Origin of the sequence: Clostridium saccharobutylicum DSM 13864 (assembly GCF_000473995.1) — a bacterium.
Lineage (GTDB): Bacteria > Bacillota > Clostridia > Clostridiales > Clostridiaceae > Clostridium > Clostridium saccharobutylicum.
Window position 1 is genome coordinate 1,001,742 of the sequence record NC_022571.1, and the last position, 14,406, is coordinate 1,016,147.

Annotated in this window: 15 protein-coding genes and 2 pseudogenes; 14 read left to right on the top strand and 3 right to left on the bottom strand. The window is 31.1% G+C overall.

The window, feature by feature from the left end; genetic code table 11:
* Position 1: 1 nt before the first annotated feature.
* From CLSA_RS04440 to CLSA_RS23050, 3 genes are all read right to left on the bottom strand, one after another.
* Positions 2-451 carry an ABC-three component system middle component 2 gene (locus CLSA_RS04440; RefSeq protein WP_022744208.1) on the bottom strand — a complete coding sequence of 150 codons (450 nt, stop codon included), beginning with the start codon at positions 449-451 and terminating at the stop codon, positions 2-4.
* Positions 444-1,442, bottom strand: coding sequence for an ABC-three component system protein (locus CLSA_RS21935; RefSeq protein ID WP_022744209.1), 999 nt, complete (start codon positions 1,440-1,442; stop codon positions 444-446). The genes CLSA_RS04440 and CLSA_RS21935 overlap by 8 nt, the downstream gene beginning before the upstream one ends.
* Positions 1,443-1,658: 216 nt before the next feature.
* A complete protein-coding gene (locus CLSA_RS23050; RefSeq protein ID WP_022744210.1) occupies positions 1,659-1,847 on the bottom strand; it encodes a hypothetical protein in 189 nt (62 codons plus the stop codon).
* A 26-nt stretch (positions 1,848-1,873) separates the two neighbouring features.
* On the opposite strand from CLSA_RS23050, the gene CLSA_RS04450 reads away from it, so the two are divergent.
* The 14 genes and pseudogenes from CLSA_RS04450 (at position 1,874) to CLSA_RS24205 (ending at position 14,344) form a co-directional block, all read left to right on the top strand.
* Positions 1,874-2,365 (top strand): sigma-70 family RNA polymerase sigma factor, encoded by a 492-nt coding sequence (locus CLSA_RS04450; protein ID WP_041716073.1) that lies wholly within the window; start codon positions 1,874-1,876, stop codon positions 2,363-2,365.
* A 117-nt stretch (positions 2,366-2,482) separates the two neighbouring features.
* Positions 2,483-2,689, top strand: a complete 207-nt coding sequence (locus tag CLSA_RS04455) for a hypothetical protein (protein ID WP_041716470.1) — start codon at positions 2,483-2,485, stop codon at positions 2,687-2,689.
* On the top strand, positions 2,682-3,023 hold the full coding sequence (locus CLSA_RS04460; RefSeq protein ID WP_041716075.1) for a hypothetical protein: 342 nt from the start codon (positions 2,682-2,684) through the stop codon (positions 3,021-3,023). Before CLSA_RS04455 ends, CLSA_RS04460 begins: the two co-directional genes overlap by 8 nt.
* Entirely contained in the window at positions 3,016-4,149 is a 1,134-nt protein-coding gene (locus tag CLSA_RS04465; protein WP_022744213.1) for a DUF2800 domain-containing protein, read from the top strand. Before CLSA_RS04460 ends, CLSA_RS04465 begins: the two co-directional genes overlap by 8 nt.
* A 4-nt stretch (positions 4,150-4,153) precedes the next feature.
* Positions 4,154-4,702 (top strand): DUF2815 family protein, encoded by a 549-nt coding sequence (locus CLSA_RS04470; protein WP_022744214.1) that lies wholly within the window; start codon positions 4,154-4,156, stop codon positions 4,700-4,702.
* Positions 4,703-4,778: 76 nt separating this feature from the next.
* Positions 4,779-6,728: pseudogene (locus CLSA_RS04475) on the top strand (DNA polymerase).
* A gap of 108 nt (positions 6,729-6,836) precedes the next feature.
* Positions 6,837-7,610, top strand: coding sequence for a phage antirepressor (locus CLSA_RS04480; RefSeq protein ID WP_022744215.1), 774 nt, complete (start codon positions 6,837-6,839; stop codon positions 7,608-7,610).
* A 1-nt stretch (position 7,611) separates the two neighbouring features.
* A complete protein-coding gene (locus tag CLSA_RS04485; protein ID WP_022744216.1) occupies positions 7,612-7,899 on the top strand; it encodes a DUF7768 domain-containing protein in 288 nt (95 codons plus the stop codon).
* A 562-nt stretch (positions 7,900-8,461) separates the two neighbouring features.
* Entirely contained in the window at positions 8,462-9,328 is an 867-nt protein-coding gene (locus CLSA_RS04490; protein WP_022744217.1) for an Rpn family recombination-promoting nuclease/putative transposase, read from the top strand.
* Between the two features lie 325 nt (positions 9,329-9,653).
* Positions 9,654-9,995: a hypothetical protein gene (locus CLSA_RS04495; RefSeq protein ID WP_022744218.1), complete on the top strand. Its 342-nt coding sequence runs from the start codon at positions 9,654-9,656 to the stop codon at positions 9,993-9,995.
* Positions 9,996-10,423: 428 nt separating this feature from the next.
* Positions 10,424-11,993 (top strand): annotated as a pseudogene (locus CLSA_RS04500) (AAA family ATPase).
* A gap of 168 nt (positions 11,994-12,161) precedes the next feature.
* Complete coding sequence (locus CLSA_RS04505; protein WP_022744221.1) at positions 12,162-12,986, top strand: molybdenum cofactor biosynthesis F family protein; 825 nt, start codon at positions 12,162-12,164, stop codon at positions 12,984-12,986.
* 70 nt (positions 12,987-13,056) lie between these two features.
* Positions 13,057-13,866 carry a MerR family transcriptional regulator gene (locus tag CLSA_RS04510; RefSeq protein ID WP_022744222.1) on the top strand — a complete coding sequence of 270 codons (810 nt, stop codon included), beginning with the start codon at positions 13,057-13,059 and terminating at the stop codon, positions 13,864-13,866.
* A 355-nt stretch (positions 13,867-14,221) separates the two neighbouring features.
* The gene (locus CLSA_RS24205) at positions 14,222-14,344 is read left to right on the top strand and encodes a hypothetical protein (protein WP_257788105.1); all 123 of its coding nucleotides are present in this window, start codon (positions 14,222-14,224) and stop codon (positions 14,342-14,344) included.
* Positions 14,345-14,406 lie beyond the last annotated feature (62 nt).

Here is a 14,406-nt window from a genome sequence, read left to right on the forward strand (position 1 = left end):
GTTACCTCCTTTTAATTGCCTTAGCGGCTTCTTTACTTATTAGAGTGATGAGTTTTCGCTCATCACTATTTCTCATAAAATCAATTGTTTTATAAGCAGTCATTAGATATGTCTTCGAATATTCAGTAGTCATAGATGAACATAATTGTTTACCGAGCTCAGAGATTGTGTAATGAAAACCATCGTCTTGGTAACAAACAGATATTAGTCTATCTATTACTAAATATTTAATGGCATCTTGTACCTGACTTCTACGAGTAGCATATTCTGCAAAGCTAAATTCATTATTGCCGTGAAGATTAGTGTTGGAAACACCAAAGTCTTTGGCATATATGGTAATAAAGTCAGCAGTAACAATCGAATCCAGATTTTTTCCATTATTTCCATCAGCATATAAGATTAATAGTATGCGCAGAGAGATTTCTAAAGTAGAATTAAATACTTTACTCATTTTCAATTACCCAATTGATTGTTCCATCATCTGCTAACAGATGACAAACACCTTTCTTTTCTTTTGGTCCTATGAGGTTTTTAAAGTTGTCTACTATAGAAGTAGTGGAACTGTCGATTACTTTTTTCAATACAGATATTAGTCTGCGGTATCCGTCATCATAATCATCCCATAGAGTATCACTGATGTAATCATATGTATCAGATTTCCATTTGATGAATTGTTCTTCACCATTGACAATAGACTCTCTGACAAATCTGTTGATTCGTTCAGCACTATAATAGTTAATGCGTTGTTCCTTGAAATTTCGCTGATACTTAATTGGCAAGCTTTCAAGATTTTCTTTTGTAAGCAATCCGGATTTCATTGCATCAGCATAGGCTATAAGAAGTTTTCTTACATAAATATCCTCTTCTGGTGCAATGTCACTTGGTGGCTGCAATTCTTTAGGAAGAGAAATAGTAGTATTTCCTATATGTAACTTACCATCAGAATCGTCAAAATAAACTGTAGTAGCAGGTACCTCTTTTATTTTTGGATTTACTGGTGGAGTAGCAGTAATAACAGGACTGGATGTTTCGTGACCATCAATTATGTCATCAATAATCTGAATAAACAATTCCGCACAAGAATCTCCAATATCATCGTCATCAAAACTAGGGATACGTTTCTTTATTTCTTTAGCAATACCTATCTGAGCATCAAATCTACTTTTATTGACATAATCATTAAATTTTTGTTTGTTAATAAGGGATTTTACGGTACGCATTTTCTTTTGGTTAATAGGATTAGTCCCGTGAAACAGCCTGTCCAGTGTGTCTGGCTTCAGTCTTGCAAATGGGTTATATGAATTAGTATCAACCTTTTTCAAGTCTTCTGGAGTTTTTGCATCTTCCATAATTGTATCAATAAGTAACAGAAAATACTCATACATATGAAATGTACCTCCACAGTGCTTATACATAATATATGCAAATTCGCTGAAAAGCATTATCTGTATCCTCCTTTATCAAAATTCCGAATCTTTCCGGATCCTTCCGAGTCCTTCCTCAATTGAAGGATTTATTTTTGTACAATTACTAACATAATGTGAGGTTAGAAAAATTCAATATATTCAGTATAAAATATATCTTTCTAAATTATATCACAAAATATTACATTTTTGAGAAAGTAAAATTCAAGATGTAAATTAATTATTGAGTTTCAATTAAATAATTTTTAAATCAAAAATATCAAATGCCTGAGTTGCAATAATGGCAAAGGATACATATTGTTTCGCACTGTTAATAAGAACAGTTGCGGTGCAATTGAAGTGCCCTTCCCTTATTGCGCTCATTTTTAGGGTTTGTGTACTTCTTTTAGGCACAAGCCCTATTTTTGTATCCTTTGCCGCCAATGCAATCTGGCGGAAGGGATGCACTTATGTTAAGAAATTACAAAACAAGTAAAAAGAACAGAACTAATTACATTTATTACTCAGCTGATGGAGAGGCAATAAAAATCGTACCAAATGAGAATGGAGTTACAGATGCTATTATTGCTACTCTACATAGCTTTGACGATGAAGAATACAATGCTGGTAGACGTGAGAAGTACCATGTGCCAGTACATATGGATGCTTATTGTGATGAAAATGAAGATGATGCAGCAGACCGTAATCCATATTTAGTTGATAAGGATTCTGACCCATTGGAAAATATTATTCAATTTATTGAAGAAACAGAGCATAAAGAAAAGATAGACAAGTTGAGAACAGCAATTGAAACACTGCAACCTCAGCAGAAGGAACTTATAAAGAAAGTCTTCTTTGAAAAACGCACTAATGTGAGCATTGCAGCTGAAGAAGGTGTTAGTGAAACAGCTATTAGAAACCGTTTAAAAAAGATTCATGATAACCTTTGCAAAAAAATCTAAAGATGGGGGGGAAAATCCCCCTAAATAAAGTTTTCAAAAAAAAGGGGTTCGATTCCCCTAAGTTTTTTGCATATGGACAGAGGGGTAAATAAAATCCTTCAGAAAGGAGCGAAAGCCATGAGTTTAAAACATAAGGTATGTATCAACATTGCACATCCAAGTGGGAAATCAACTCCTATTATTAATAGTGATACAGTGCAACTTCGAAAAAGATTATTGAATTTTCTTTTTGGTGAAAAAGTAAATGTACTTGTGCTTACACCAGGTGACTCGGTTGAAACTGTGGAAATCCGTGAACTTAAAGGAGGTGAAAGCCGTGAGTAAAATTAAGTTGTTACTTGATGTGGTTTCAGATATGCGTTCTTTGGCAGATAGCATACAAGCTATCTGTGATGCAATGGTAGAAGGTGAGTCTACAGATATTGAAAAGCAATCTGAACCTACTAAAGAGGCTGAGGTAAAGAAAACAGTAAAGCCAAAAATAAAAGAAGTTAAGCTAGAGGATGTAAGAGCAGTGCTTGCAGAAAAGAGCCAGGCTGGAATGACAGCAGGGGTACGTGAAATCATCCAAAGATATGGTGCTACAAAATTAAGTGAGATTAACGCTAAGCATTATTCAGATATTTTAAAGGATGCCGAGGGGCTTACCAATGGGTAATCATGCAGTACTTTCAGCATCGGGTTCTCATAGGTGGCTTAATTGCTTACCGTCTGCAAGATTGGAACTTGAATTTGAAAATAAAGAAACCACAGCTGCTGCTGAAGGTAGTGCTGCTCATGCTCTTTGTGAGCATAAACTCCGCAAAGCACTTAGGATGAGGAGTAAAAGACCTGCATCAAGTTATGACTCTGATGAAATGGAAGAACATAGTGATTCCTATGTAGATTTTGTAATGGAGCAATTAGAAATAGTGAAGCAAAGTTGTAAAGATCCATTGATACTTATTGAACAGAAACTAGATTTTTCTTGCTATGTACCACAAGGCTTTGGGACAGGAGATTGCATTATAGTTTCAGAAAATCTACACATCATAGATTTTAAATATGGTATGGGAGTTTTAGTAGATGCAGTAGATAATCCACAAATGAAACTATATGCACTTGGTGCCTTGGAAATCTACGATAGCCTTTATGACATTAAGGAAGTATCAATGACCATATTTCAACCTCGTAGGGAGAATATCAGTACATGGACAATTCCAATACAAGAACTGAAAGATTGGGCAGAAAATGAATTAAAGCCAAAGGCTCAAATGGCAATTAACGGCGAGGGAGAGTATCTCACTGGTGAATGGTGTACCTTTTGTAGAGCATCAGTTAAATGCCGGGCAAGAGCAGAGGCAAAATTGGAACTTGCAAGGTCTGAATTTAAATTACCACCTCTTTTAACGGATATAGAGATAGAAGAAATTCTTCATAAGATACCAGATATCACTAAGTGGGCAAATGAAATCATGGCTTATGCTACTGATTCTGCAATTAATCACGGTAAAGAGTGGAGTGGTTTTAAGGTAGTAGAAGGTCGTTCTAATCGTAAGTATAAGGATGAAGATGCCGTGGCAGATGCAGCTAAGGCAAATGGTTATAAAGACATTTACCATCAGAGCCTTATTACAATTACTGAAATGCAGAAACTGATGGGCAAGAAACAATTTGAAAAGATTCTAGGAAATCTCATATATAAACCAGCAGGAAAGCCGACACTGGTTTCAATTTCGGATAAAAGAGCGGCTGTGAATATATCAAATGCAAAAAGTGAATTTAATGAAATTAAGGAGGAATAAAATTATGGCGAATCAAAACAAAACTAAAGTTATCACAGGGGTAAACTCTCGTTTAAGCTACTTCCATGGCTGGGAGCCAGTTTCAATAAATGGAGGTGCTGAAAAATATAGTGTATCAGTGCTTATTCCTAAGACAGATACAGAAACTATCAATGCTATTAATGCAGCAGTAGATTCAGCAATTGAAGAAGGAATTGCAAAATTTGGTGGGAAGAAACCCAATAAAGCGGCTATAAAAACACCTCTAAGAGATGGAGATGTAGAGCGTGATGATGAGGCATATAAAGGGCATTATTTTATAAATGCTAATAGTATAACAGCACCTCAGATTGTAGATAAGGCAGTAAGACCTATCCTTGACCGTAATGAAGTTTATAGTGGTTGCTATGCAAGAGTGTCTTTAAATTTCTATGCTTTTAACAGTAATGGCAATAAGGGAGTTGCTTGTGGACTTGGCAACATTCAAAAAATAAAAGATGGTGAGTCTTTAGGTGGTAGAACAAATGCAGCTGATGATTTCACAACTGTGGAAGATGATGATTTTTTATCATAATAGATAAACAACTATAAGAACTAGATGGTGGAAGATATTCTTCTGCCACCTTATTACATTTGAAAGGATGGTATTTATGAAATTTATATCTTTGGATTTGGAGACATATAGTAGTGTAAATCTTCAGAAGTCTGGGATTTATCGTTATGCAGAAAGTGATGATTTTGAAATTCTTCTATTTGGATATTCGGTAGATGGAGGAGAGGTGCAGGTGGTTGATATTGCAAGAGGTGAACAAGTTTCAGCTGAAATTATAAATGCTCTTACTGATGATGAAGTTGAAAAATGGGCCTTCAATGCACAGTTTGAAAGAATCTGTTTATCAAAATGGCTAGGAATACCAACAGGTACTTATCTTTCTCCAAAGTCATGGCATTGTACTATGGTTTGGGCAGCAACTCTAGGACTTCCATTATCCCTTGAAGGGGCTGGAGCAGTATTAGGTCTTGAAAAACAAAAATTATCAGAAGGTAAAAATCTGATTAGATATTTCTGCATTCCTTGTTTACCAACAAAATCTAATGGAGAACGTATCCGAAATATACCAAAGCATGACATCAATAAATGGGAAATGTCTATCACCTATAACAAGCGTGATGTAGAAACAGAACTTGCAATACAAAATAAGCTATCTAAATTTCCAGTGTCAGAAAATGAGTGGCAGAATTATCACTTAGATCAGTTAATCAATGATCGTGGAATTGCCATTGATATGGATTTTGTAGGACAGGCAATTTCTTGTGATGATGAATTTAAAACAGAAAATATAGCAAAAGCAAAGGAATTAACAGGTCTTGAAAACCCTAATTCTCCTGCACAATTAAAGAATTAGCTTCTTGAGCAAGGAATGGAAACAGACTCTCTTTCCAAGGCAGTGGTTTCGGAGTTACTTGAAGATGCAGATGGTGAAATATATGAGGCTCTTTCTATAAGGCAGCAACTTGCAAAAAGTAGTGTAAAGAAATATACAGCAATGGAAAATGTAGTTTGTACTGATAAGAGAGCCAGAGGTTTAATTCAGTTTTATGGTGCAAATAGAACAGGGCGCTATTCAGGTAGGCTAATCCAGGTGCAGAACTTGCCTCAAAATCATCTGCCAGATTTAAAAGAGGCTCGTAGTTTGGTGAAGTGTGGAAACTTTACAGCTTTGGATTTACTCTATGACAGTATTCCAAATGTGCTATCAGAACTAATTAGAACAGCCTTTGTACCAAAGAGTGGATGTAGGTTTATTGTAGCTGATTTTTCTGCAATAGAGGCTAGAGTTATAGCTTGGCTTGCAGGAGAGAGTTGGCGAATGGATGTATTTGCAGGTGGTGGAGATATCTATTGTGCATCTGCATCACAGATGTTTAATGTTCCTGTTGAGAAAAATGGTATTAACGGACATTTAAGGCAGAAAGGTAAAATAGCAGAATTGGCCTTGGGCTATGGAGGATCAGTTGGAGCATTAAAAGCCATGGGTGCAATTCAGATGGGGCTTACCGAAGAAGAATTACAACCTTTGGTAAATGTGTGGAGACAGTCTAATCCCAATATTGTACGTCTATGGTGGGATGTTGATAAAACAGTTAAAACCAGTATTAAAGAAAGAACTATCACAACAAGCCATGGTATTAAGTTTATACATCAAAGTGCTATTCTCTTTATTAAACTGCCAAGTGGCAGAAAGCTTGCCTATGTAAAACCTCTTATTGGAGAGAACAGGTTCGGTGGTGAGTCTATTACCTATGAAGGTGTAGGTGGAACAAAAAAGTGGGAACGCATAGAAAGCTATGGTCCGAAGTTTGTAGAAAATATTGTACAAGCAATTAGCCGTGATATTTTAGCTGAGGCAATGCTTAGGTTAGCTGACCAAGGATATGAAATTATAATGCACGTTCATGATGAAGTGGTTCTTGAAGTACCAGTAGGAGAATCTTCAGTAGAAGAAGTTTGCAGGATGATGAGTAAAACTCCATCATGGGCAAAAGGGTTGATATTTAATGCTGATGGATATGAATGTGAATTTTATAAAAAAGAATAAGGAACAAAAAGAATAAAAAGTTTTTAATATTTAGGGGTTCGATTATATTCAGTTTTTCGCTTATGGATAGAGGGATATTTCCTCAATAAATTTAACGGAGGTATTCGTATGAGCGAAATACAAATTTTTAAAAATCCAGAGTTTGGGGTAATTAGATTCATTGAAAAAAATGGCAAGGGATTATTCTGTGGTAAAGACATAGCTGATTCTCTTGGTTATGACCAACCTCATAAGGCAGTAGAACGTCATTGTAGGTATGGTATGAAATGTACCGTACCTCATCCACAGTCAAAGGATAAGACAATTGAAATGATATTTATTCCAGAGGGTGATGTTTATCGTCTTATAACTCACAGCAAATTACCTGCTGCAGAGCGTTTTGAGCAATGGGTTTTTGATGAAGTTTTACCTTCTATTCGTAAGCATGGTGCTTATATCACAACGCAGAAGATGGAAGAAATTATGAATGACCCAGATTCATGGATAAAGATATTGACTGCACTTAAGGCTGAAAGAGAAGAAAAAGAGCAACTAAAAGTTCAAGTAACTGAGGATAAGCCTAAGGTTGTTTTTGCTGATTCAGTATCGGTATCAGATGGAACAATACTTATAGGAGAACTTGCTAAAATTCTCAAAGGTAATGGCCTTGATATTGGACAAAACCGTTTGTTTGAACGTTTACGTCAAGAAGGATTCCTTATTAAACGTAGAGGAACAGACTATAATGCTCCAACGCAGATGGCTATGGAATTAGGGTTATTTAAAGTTAAAGAAACAGCAATCACACATTCTGATGGTCATGTAACAATTTCAAAAACAACAAAGGTTACAGGAAAAGGTCAGCAGTATTTTATTAACAAATATTTAATGGAGGGTAAATAGTATGGGAGTTAATAAATTTAATTCTGAAGGCTATTATGACCCAACCCCTTATGCAGCAATTACTAATATTATTAAAGGTTTAAAGGCAGAAAAAAACTCTGTCTTTAAACCTCTTGTATATATTTATTCACCATATTCAGGAGATATTGATACTAATGTAAAAAAGGCACGTGTTTTCTGTAGGTTTGCATTGGAGATGAATTGTATCCCACTTGCTCCTCACTTACTTTTTCCTCAGTTTATGAATGATAACATTCCACAGGAGCGGGAATTAGCTAAAAAAGAATAAAAAGTATGGATTATTATGCAATGATGGTAGGATTATCGCCGATATAAAACTTTTAAAAAAACAAATAAAATCTATGGTAAACGAAATTTCAGATAGAATTGAGAAGGATTTGTATATATAAAAAGCATTGAATAGTAACAGAAGAGATTTACATGTATCTGATTGTTCACCATGGAAGTAATAAAATTGGAGAATGGTGAGTTTGGGGAAGAAGCTTTAAATATAACATATAAAAATTAATAATATAGAAATCCAATAAATATTTGTAGTGGATTTTAAAGGTCACGCTTTGCCTCCACCATGAAACTCACGACCATTTGTATGTGGCTTGAATAGCTACTTACAGGTGATCGTGTTTTTTATTGTTACGGATAGTTCCATTAAATATGCATTATACTAAAACTAAGGAATGAGTTGCATATTAATTTATATTAAATATTATATGGTAACGACTGTTATAGAACTGAAAGTTTTGGATTATAATTATGGTATAAGATCAATAATTTTGATAAAATAATTATACATAGAAGATAAAAGTGAAAATCTAAAAGGATGTGATTAAATGCCAAAGAAAAAAAATAATGACAATTTTATAATGTCACCTAAAATAGATTTTGTTTTTAAACTTTTATTCGGAGATGAAAGGAATAAAGACTTATTAATATCCTTCCTAAGTGCAGTGTTAGATTTGCCAGAGAGTGAATTTATAGGTATTGAAATACTAAATACAGAATTATTTCGTGAATTTAAGGAAGATAAAAAAGGAATTCTTGATGTTAGAGCAAAAACTAAAAACGGAAAACAGATAGATATAGAAATTCAAGTACTACCAACAGAATTTATGCCCGAGAGAACTCTATTTTATTGGAGTAAAATGTATACAGCTCAAGTTAAACCAGGTGATACTTATGACAAACTAAAAAAGTGCATAACAATAAACATAGTTGATTTTAAATGTACACCTTTAAAGAAGATTCATTCAAGTTATCATTTGGTAGAAGATGAAACTAGTTACAAATTAACAGATATACTTGAAATACATTTTTTAGAGATACCTAAATTATTTGATGAGGATATATTAACGGATGAAGAAGATCCAATAGTTCAATGGATGGAATTTTTAGATGGAAAGTCAAAGGGGGTTATGGAAATGCTTGCTAAGAAAAATGAAAGTATAAAAAAGGCATATAGTTTATTACAAATAATAAGTAAAGATGAAAAAGCGAGAATGATATATGAGGCAAGAGAAGCAGAACTTAGAGATCAGTTGACAAGAATTAAATGTGCTGAAGAAAAGGGCGCAAATGAGAAGAGTATAAAGATAGCACAAAATTTATTGAGAATGGGTTTGAGTGTTCAACAAGTAGCAAGTGCAGCAGAAATTGAAATAGATGAAGTGGAAATGATAAAAGAAGATCTAATGAATTGAAAACATTAATATGTATTCAGCAAAGCTAAAGAAAATGAAGAGATAAGTGAATTAGATCATATTGAAATAGATAAAGAATATAGATGCCAAGGATATTGTAGCTTATTTATTGATGAAATATTAGATTATTTTAACTATATTTATGTTAATTATGTAGGTTTAATTCCAGCAAGAATTTATGATGATAAAGTTGTTCAGAATGAAGAAAAAGCTATAAAATATTATATAAATAAGGGGTTTAAGCCAATATCTAGGAGGGTAGATGGGAATGTAATAATGGGAAAATCATTATTATAATATATGAATGAAGGGTGACACATAGATCATGGAAGAAAATTTTTTTAGTAATTATGTAAATGCGGAGAAGCTTTTAGATGATCCTGATATTATTCATAAACTTTCAGTAGTAACAACACATTATGCATATAGAAATGGACCAGTAGAAGATATGCATGCTGATGGTAAATTATCTGAAAATGATATTGAAGAATTATATGAGTTTATGCAAATAAAATTAACAGTGGTATTCAATTTAATTTTAGAACAAAATAATGAAATGATAAAGAAATATTTATTAATGGGGATGTTCTTTGGTCAAGATTGGGATTATGCAATGCCTGAATGTATGGATTTTGAGGAATTCTTACATATATTAAAGAATGTATAATCCGTGTGGATTTTAAAGGTCACGCTTCGCCTTCACCATGAAACCTACAAAAATCTAAATTTTGGATTTTCGTGGGTCTTTTTATTTTATAGAGAAATTTGATATTTATTTGTTACTTCAATTAAATCAAAAATATAATAAAAACTTAAAATTTTCGTAAGAAAAAAGTTGAAATTAAAAAATATATTTAGGTAAGATTTAACTAGAGAAAAGTTAGGGAGATGAATCTTATAAATATAATATTAAGTAAGTTAGGTGAATTAATAAAATTAAAGGGAATGTTTAGAAATTTGCTAATAGCTTTAATTTCAATGTAGTAGAAAGAAATATAAAAGATGCTGCGTAAAGTAAATTTTGTTATGTTTAATAGTTCTTCTAAATGGGATATAATATTAACATATAAATGGTTTTGTTAAAGGAGAAGTATTATGGCGATATATTTAAATACAAATAGACCACTAGAAAATTTTAAAGAACTGTGCAGAAAAAAATATATGGTAGACAAATCATTAATAATAGAAAAATTAAATGAATTCATAGACTCTTCTGACAAATATATATGCATAACAAGACCAAGAAGATTTGGAAAAACAAGTATTATTAACATGCTAGGAGCTTATTATACAAAAGAAATTAATAGTAAGGAAATTTTTGATAAATTTAAAATAAGTAATAGTGAAAGCTATTTAGAAAATTTAAATAAATATAATGTCATAAGTATATCTTTTAATAAGTTATCAGATAGGGGGAATACTTATAATCATTATATGGAAATGATAAAAACTTCACTTATAAATGATATTGCAGAAAAGTACCCTGAAATTGACCCAGAAAAATATTTTGCAATAAGTGATATGTTAGAAGCTACAAATGATAAATTTATATTCATTATTGATGAATGGGATTATATTTTTAATAATAAAATGTTTAAAGATAATCAAAATGACTTTTTAGAATTTTTAAGAAATCTTTTGAAAGATAGAACATATGTTGCACTTGCTTATATGACAGGAGTACTTCCAATAAAAAAACATTCAAGTACATCAGCTTTGAATATGTTTGATGAATATACAATGTTAAATGATATGATTTATGGAAGATATTTTGGTTTTACAGAGGAAGAAGTAAAAGAATTATGTGAAAAGCAAAGTAAGATTTCTTTTAAAGAAATCAGTGACTGGTATAATGGATATATAAATGAAGATGGAGATAGAATATACAACCCACGTTCTGTAGTTAAAGCACTTCAAAATGGAAAATGTATAAGCTATTGGACTAACACAGGGGCTATGGATGAAGTTAAGGAATATTTAAAATATAATACTATGGAGGTACGGGAAGATGTAATAAAAATGGTATCAGGCTATGATGTTGATATCATAATAAATGAAGAATTTAGAGCAGGTCAAGAACCACCTAAAACTAAAACAGAAATATATTCAGCTATGATAATTCTAGGATTTTTATCTTACTACGATGGATATTTAAAAATACCCAATAAAGAACTAATGAGAGAATTTGAGAAAGCTCTTCAAGATGAATCCTTTGGTTATGTATCAGAAATTATAAAAAAATTCTAGAAGCATGTTAAAGGCAACGGTATCACAAGAAACTGAAAAAGTAGCACAAATATTACATGATATTCATAATTCAGAAATACCTATATTGCAGTATAATGATGAAAATAGTTTATCCTGCATAGTAACTTTAGCTTATTTGAGTGCAAGGGATACTTATAGGGTTGAAAGAGAAGAAAAAACAGGAAAAGGTTTTGCAGATTTTACATTTCATCCTATGAGAAAAGCAGATTTGCCATTTATTCTTGAACTTAAGAAAGATGAGACTGTTGATATCGCAATTAAGCAAATGAAGGAAAAAGAGTATTTTCAAAAATTTATTAAAGAGCATGAAAATGTACTATTAGTTGCAATATGTTATGATTCAAAAATAAAAAATCATACTTGTAAGATAGAAAGTGTTTATTTTAGAGAGGTCTAGTGAATTTTAAAGGTCACGCTTCGTCTCCACCATGAAACCAACGAAAATCTAATTTTGGGATTTTCGTGGGTTTATTTTTATTTTAAAAAATATTATTGACACTCCACCTACTGTATCTCTTATAATTTTAACCATAAAAAAATTACAAAGTATAGGGAGATAAGTTTTATGAATGAAGTACAAGAAAGAGATTTTCCAACAGTTGAAGAATTATCACAAGGATTTAGTGAATTTAAGTTGCCTCAGGCGGGTGAATTAGTAGGAAGAAAGATAATACTAAATTATGAAAACGGATATGAAATGATTTATGAATTTTTAGATAATGAAACTATAAAAGTTAAATATATAAATGGAGAAGTGGAAGAAAAAATATCAGCTATTTATACAGCAGTATCGCCAAGAGAAAAAATATATGTAATAGATTTTATATGGTCATTTGGAGAAACTAAATCATTTACTACAGTTATTGATTTAAATAAAAATATCGCTACAACATTAATAGCTGAATTGCCTAATAAAGAGGAAGTAGCTATTTCCCAGTTTGAAAGAGGAGATAAGGGATTACCATTAACATCAGTTAAAGCAGAGTTTGAACATGCTTCAATAGATACAAAATTTAGTAGTGATACAGTGAAACATAAGTTTACAAGTGATTTAATTGGAAAAAGAATATTATTCAAGTATAGTTCGAAGGATGCTTATGAGCATATATATTTAAATGAAAATTATTATACATGGCATTGTGTAAGTGGAATAGAAAAAGGACTTTGTGATACGGATAGATGCTTTTATTTAAAAATAGAAGAAAATTTATATTGGTTTACTTGGCTGGAGAGGGTAGTACCAACAGTAGGAACTGTAGTTGAGGATTTAGATTTAAATAAAATGCGTTCATATGGGAAGATATATGGATATGAATCATATGATATGGGAAAAGTGACCAACTTTCCAGTAGGTTCATATGCTATTATGTTAAATAAAACAGAGTACTAATAAAAATACTAATTACACTAAAAATATTATAATGTAATTGAGATTAACTATTTTTAACTTGGAGGATGAAGTGAATAAATATTTTACTATTGGAGAAATATCAAAATTATTTAATATACCAATAAAAACATTAAGATATTATGATGATATAGAATTATTTAAGCCAGCATTTATTGATAAACAAAGTAAGTACAGATATTATTCTATTGATCAATTTGTAATTATTGATATTATAAAGAATTCTAAATTAATGGGAATGTCATTACAGGAAATAAAAAATGTTATTAATTGTGATTCTTCAATAGAAGACACTTTGTCAATTATAGAAAATCAGATAAATGTATTTAATTCAAAAATATCGGAATTACTAAAAATAAAAAATTCTATGGAAAAGTTAAGAACTACCATAACTGATGCTATGAATTCAAAAAACAATGAGGTATTTATAGAATTTAATAAAGAGCGAAGATACATTTCTTATAATTATGTTTCTAATAATATCGAAGAACAAGAAGTAAATTTAAGAAGAGCGATTTTAGATGTTGAAAGCAGACAAAGGGAAGTATATTCAATTTTTGGGGTTGGAACTTTATATGAAAAATACATAGTAGAAAATAAGATTGTTAATATGGATATTAGATATTATATTGATAATAAATATGATTCTAATAATTATAATATATTACCTGAAGGTTATTATGTTTCAATTATATTTGATGATAACAGTTATAATAAATACAAATATTATAAAAAACTTACTGATTACATAATAAATAAGAAAATTGATGTAGTGGGTGATTTTAGTGAAACATGGATCATACCCAAATCATATAAGAGTAAAGAAATTACTTTAGTAAAATTAGAAATAATGTGCAAATAAAATATATTTAATTTAACTCGTTGTGCTAGTTAAATTAAATAGCATTATTTACAAATAGAAAAGCTCTAATGAATTTGCAGAAGGACCAACAATTTTTGTGGGTCTTTTATTTTTTATTTAAAAATAATTAACTATTTTGACATATAAATAATTATTCTTGAAAGAGAAATAAAAAATAAACTATGTCTAAATTATAAGAGTAGGATATAATTTAGAAAAGAAATTCATTTACAAAGTGAGGTTTAATGATAAATGAGTAAAGAGCAATATAATAAATAATGCTAAAAATACATTAGATATAAATATAGTAGATAAAATATCAGAATTTAAATATAAAGAACTTGATGGATATTATGTGATAGAAGTGTATGTTAAAAATAATATAAAAGCAAAAGAAATGGGAGATATTCTTACTAACATTGAATATTATGCTAAAAAGTGTGGTTTCAATGTTTTGGTAGATTTTTTAAGAGGTTAATATGAAGGATTTGATTGAGAAATTTACATTAGAATGTAGAGCAATAAAAGTTATAGAAAGAG

Excerpts from the sequence above, each read along its gene's own strand:
- CLSA_RS04480 (WP_022744215.1), top strand. The coding sequence starts at position 6,837 with ATGAGCGAAATACAAATTTTTAAAAATCCAGAGTTTGGGGTAATTAGA.
- CLSA_RS04490 (WP_022744217.1), top strand. The coding sequence starts at position 8,462 with ATGCCAAAGAAAAAAAATAATGACAATTTTATAATGTCACCTAAAATA.
- CLSA_RS21935 (WP_022744209.1), bottom strand. The coding sequence starts at position 1,442 with ATGCTTTTCAGCGAATTTGCATATATTATGTATAAGCACTGTGGAGGT.
- CLSA_RS04455 (WP_041716470.1), top strand. The coding sequence starts at position 2,483 with ATGAGTTTAAAACATAAGGTATGTATCAACATTGCACATCCAAGTGGG.
- CLSA_RS04465 (WP_022744213.1), top strand. The coding sequence starts at position 3,016 with ATGGGTAATCATGCAGTACTTTCAGCATCGGGTTCTCATAGGTGGCTT.
- CLSA_RS04440 (WP_022744208.1), bottom strand. The coding sequence starts at position 451 with ATGAGTAAAGTATTTAATTCTACTTTAGAAATCTCTCTGCGCATACTA.
- CLSA_RS04495 (WP_022744218.1), top strand. The coding sequence starts at position 9,654 with ATGGAAGAAAATTTTTTTAGTAATTATGTAAATGCGGAGAAGCTTTTA.
- CLSA_RS04485 (WP_022744216.1), top strand. The coding sequence starts at position 7,612 with ATGGGAGTTAATAAATTTAATTCTGAAGGCTATTATGACCCAACCCCT.
- CLSA_RS04505 (WP_022744221.1), top strand. The coding sequence starts at position 12,162 with ATGAATGAAGTACAAGAAAGAGATTTTCCAACAGTTGAAGAATTATCA.
- CLSA_RS04450 (WP_041716073.1), top strand. The coding sequence starts at position 1,874 with ATGTTAAGAAATTACAAAACAAGTAAAAAGAACAGAACTAATTACATT.
- CLSA_RS04470 (WP_022744214.1), top strand. The coding sequence starts at position 4,154 with ATGGCGAATCAAAACAAAACTAAAGTTATCACAGGGGTAAACTCTCGT.